The following is a 3,661-nucleotide window of genomic DNA, read 5'->3' as shown; positions in this document are numbered from 1 at the left end:
CCCCCGGTAAATCCGGAGAAGACAGGCAGCCCGGCCAGTCCCAGCAGCAGATAGTACAATCCCCCCGCCCCTCTCTGGACCAGCAGATACAGATCGATGAACAGCCCCGCCAGCAGCAGGAGGGCGGCGATCCAGGCGATCGTCGCCTGCCGGATATTCCGGCGGAAGCCCTTGAAAAAGTTGGCCGCCGGCCTGCCCTCCTGGCGGCGCAGTTTTTCCGCCGCATAGCACAGCCCCGCCAGCGCGGCTCCGCCGGTGACCACCGGCAGACAGCACAATATAAACAGCAGATTGATGACCGCCAGGTCAAACACCAGCTCTAAAAAGTCAACAACGGGACTGCTTCCCCGATTCAACTGTGACATCTGACCGTCCCTTTCCAAGGCGGGCCCCGACGGCCCGTCTCTCCGTTCTTTTCCCCTTAGAGCCTGTTTAATATCTCCCTGCGCACGTCTTGACGGCGGATTTTCCGCCCAGACTTCGTTAAAAAACCTTACAATCCGTCAGGATTGCTGCGGCTTTTTGCCTCGCTGGACAAAAAATCCACTCGCCAATCCGCACACGTTGAGATAGTAAACAGGCTCTTAAAGGGCCCCAACAGCGCCGTCGATCTGCTCCCGGCTCTTGACGCCCACGATGGCCGAAACCACCGCAGGCTGTTCCAGCACCCACCGCAGGGCATACTGGGCCATGGTCATCCCCCGCTCTGCGGCGGCGGCCTCCACAGCCTCCAGACGGTCAAAGAGGGCATCGTCCCGGGCCATCAGCCACCCGGGCATCTCCTGTCCCCGGGAACCGGCGGGCGCGGAAGCATCCCGGCGGTACTTGCCGGTGAGCAGTCCCCCCTGGTAGATCTGGTAGGGGATGACCGCCACGCCTTCCTGCCGGCACAGGGGCAGAAGCCCGGCCAGCGCGTCCTGTTTGAGGAGGCTCAGGGGCGGCTGGCAGACCGCCGGGCGAGGCATCCCCGTCCGGTCCGCCGCCTGCAGCAGGCCGGACAGCTGGGCGGCGGAGTAGTTGCTCACGCCGTAGCAGCGGATACGCCCCTTCTCCAGCTCCTCCGTCAGGGCCTCCAGCATCTCCTCGTATGGAGTATTCCCGTCAAAGCAGTGGAGATAATATATGTCCACATATTCTGTATCCAGCCGTTCCAGACTGCGGGAGAGCTGGGTATGGATGGCGGCGGCGGAAGTCCCGGCGTCCACCGGCGAGTCGCCTACCTTCATCCCCAGCTTGGTGGCGATCTTCACCCTGCTCCGGTCCATCCCGGCCACAGCCCGGCCGATGATCCGTTCCGCCGCGCCGCCGGCGCTTCCCGGCGTGCGGTCATAGCCCTCGTACATGTTGGCGGTATCAATGAGGTCGATCCCTCTGGACAGGGCATAGCGGGTCAGTTCCACGGCCTCGTCAAAGGCCACCGGGTTGCCGTAGGTCATGGTGCCCAGAGTGATGGGGAACACATTCAGCCCGCCTTTTTTGTTGTCATTCATTGCGCGTCTCCTTTCCGGGCGGCTTCCAGCCGCTGGATCAATGGGAGGGCATCCCTGAGAAAAGCAGTCCGAAACGCTTCGTCAAATTCCCCCGCAGACTGCCGGAACACCCGGCTCCAGCGCCCCTGATGCTCCAGAATGGCCGAGAAGGCGGGCAGCAAGCCATAGCGGAACACCACACAGCACAGCCTGTTCAGAACCGTCTGCAGCGCGAAGGCCTCCGTCAGCTCCCCCGCCGCCGCATGGCGGTAGATAGAGGCGTAGGCACCGGGGAAAGCCGCCGCCCACATGCCGATGCCGCCCTCCGCCCCCTGCAGAACGGCGGGAGCCAGATACTCATCCTTGCCGTTGAATAGGACCACGCCCTCCGGCTTGGCGTCCAGCAGCTGCATGGTGAAGAAAAAGTCATTGGTGGAGGATTTGATCCCCGTGATGCCCGGCAGGGCCAGCGCCTGCTTCATCTGCTCCAGCGTGGCCGTGCATCCGGGGGTATAGTAAAGCACGGTCTCCAGTCCGGAAGCCTGCGGCAGTTCGGCGTAATAGGCCAGCTGCTCCTCCCAGGACAGGCCCGGCAAGGGCACGGTGGACACGCCGTCCGCCCCGGCCTCCGCCGCCCGGCGGGCCAGAAGCAGGGACGTCTCAGAGTCCCCGGCCCCCACCTGGACCAGCACCTTCTTCCCGGCAGGCCGGGCCAGCTCTACTGCCGCCTCGCAGGCCTGCATCCGCTCCCCGGTCCCCATCCTGCTCCCCTCGCCGGTGCCGCCGCAGACATAAAAGCCGTCAATGGGAGCGTCCAGACAGGCCCGCAGCCCCTCCTGATAGGGCAGGACCTGAAAGCGGTCCTCCCCGTCGCAGGGGGAACACAGGGGGACAAGGACGCCGCCGCTGATCCGGGCCGTCACCGCTTCAGATCCGCGATGGCGGACTTAATGGAACCGGAGATGATCTCCAGAACCTCGTCCTCCATGCCGCACCACATGGGCACGCTGAAGGAGTTGTCCCACCAGCGCTCCAGAACGGGGCAGTCAAACTCGCCTGCGCCCAGCTTCTGGAACAGGGGGTAGCGGTAGAGGGGGTAATATTGCACGATGCTGCGGATGCCGTACTTCTCCGTTAGCAGATCCAGCAGGTCGTCCCGGTTTTTGCCAAAAGCGCTGCCGTCAAAGTGCTGGACATACTGATGACGGACGTGGCGGTAGCCGTCAGGAATCTTATTGAAAGAAATCTCCGGCACATCGGCCAGCAGCTGGCGCAGCCTGTCGTTCTGGGCAATGATCCGGTCGGTGTAGCCCCTGAGACTGCGCAACTCCACGCTGCCCAGAGCGCACTGGGCCTCGCCGATGCAGAAGTTATTGGGCCAGAAGCCCTCGATGTCCATATCCACATTGCTCATGGCGGGAGACCAGTACCGGTCCCGGGGGAAGTCAAAGCCGCAGCAGCCGTTGTGCCGGATGCCGGGGACCAGGGCCGCGTCCTCATCGGACCGCACCGTCAGCATACCGCCCTCGCCCAGAGTGGTCATGGTCTTGGCCCCGTGGAAGCTGAAGCAGCCGTAGTCCCCGAAGGTGCCCACATGCTGTCCGTTGATGCGGGCGTCCAGCGCCTGGGCGCAGTCCTCCACCACCTTCAGGCCGTGTTCCCTGGCAATAGCCATGATGGCGGGCATGTCGCAGGGCATCCCCAGCAGATGTACGCACACGATGGCCCTGGTCTTACCGGTGATCTTTCTGCGGATATCCTCCGGGTCGATGGTCCAGGTATCCGGATGGATGTCTCCCCAGACGATCCTGGCGCCGGCCTTGCCGAAGGGGATGGCGGAGGCGCAGAAGGTGTAGGCGGGGATGATGACCTCATCACCGGGCCTGATGCCGCACAGCGTGGCCGCCAGGCTCAGCGCGTTGGTGGCGTTGTCCACGGCGAAGGCGTGCCCTGCGCCGGTAAAGGCGGCAAAGTCCTCCTGGAACTGCGCCAGATAACTGCCCTGAGTCTGGCCCTCCACATTGCGCATCACGTTCACGACGGCAGCGATCTCTTCCTCGGTATAGGGATGCTGTCTGGCAGGGATGGAGACGCGGTAGCCGGCTACGGCGCCCCGTCCGGACGCGTCGCCCTTCATGATCTGAGACATATTCTGGTTCCTCCTGCAAAAATAATAGATCGGAAGAGCACAC

Annotated in this window: 4 protein-coding genes; all 4 read right to left on the bottom strand. The window is 63.6% G+C overall.

The window, feature by feature from the left end:
- The coding region (locus QZ326_RS11880) for a YesL family protein (RefSeq protein ID WP_295745484.1) at positions 1–365 on the bottom strand (365 nt) is incomplete at its 3' end.
- A gap of 219 nt (positions 366–584) precedes the next feature.
- On the bottom strand, positions 585–1,490 hold the full coding sequence (locus QZ326_RS11875) for an aldo/keto reductase (RefSeq protein WP_295745482.1): 906 nt from the start codon (positions 1,488–1,490) through the stop codon (positions 585–587).
- A complete protein-coding gene (locus tag QZ326_RS11870; RefSeq protein ID WP_295745479.1) occupies positions 1,487–2,392 on the bottom strand; it encodes a dihydrodipicolinate synthase family protein in 906 nt (301 codons plus the stop codon). The genes QZ326_RS11875 and QZ326_RS11870 overlap by 4 nt, the downstream gene beginning before the upstream one ends.
- Entirely contained in the window at positions 2,389–3,618 is a 1,230-nt protein-coding gene (locus tag QZ326_RS11865; RefSeq protein ID WP_295745477.1) for a DegT/DnrJ/EryC1/StrS aminotransferase family protein, read from the bottom strand. The genes QZ326_RS11870 and QZ326_RS11865 overlap by 4 nt, the downstream gene beginning before the upstream one ends.
- Positions 3,619–3,661 lie beyond the last annotated feature (43 nt).

The sequence above is a fragment of the uncultured Oscillibacter sp. genome, from assembly GCF_910587525.1.
Taxonomy (GTDB): Bacteria; Bacillota; Clostridia; order Oscillospirales; family Oscillospiraceae; genus Oscillibacter.
This window is presented reverse-complemented; position numbering and strand designations above follow the sequence as displayed.

Excerpts from the sequence above, each read along its gene's own strand:
- QZ326_RS11875 (WP_295745482.1), bottom strand. The coding sequence starts at position 1,490 with ATGAATGACAACAAAAAAGGCGGGCTGAATGTGTTCCCCATCACTCTG.
- QZ326_RS11865 (WP_295745477.1), bottom strand. The coding sequence starts at position 3,618 with ATGTCTCAGATCATGAAGGGCGACGCGTCCGGACGGGGCGCCGTAGCC.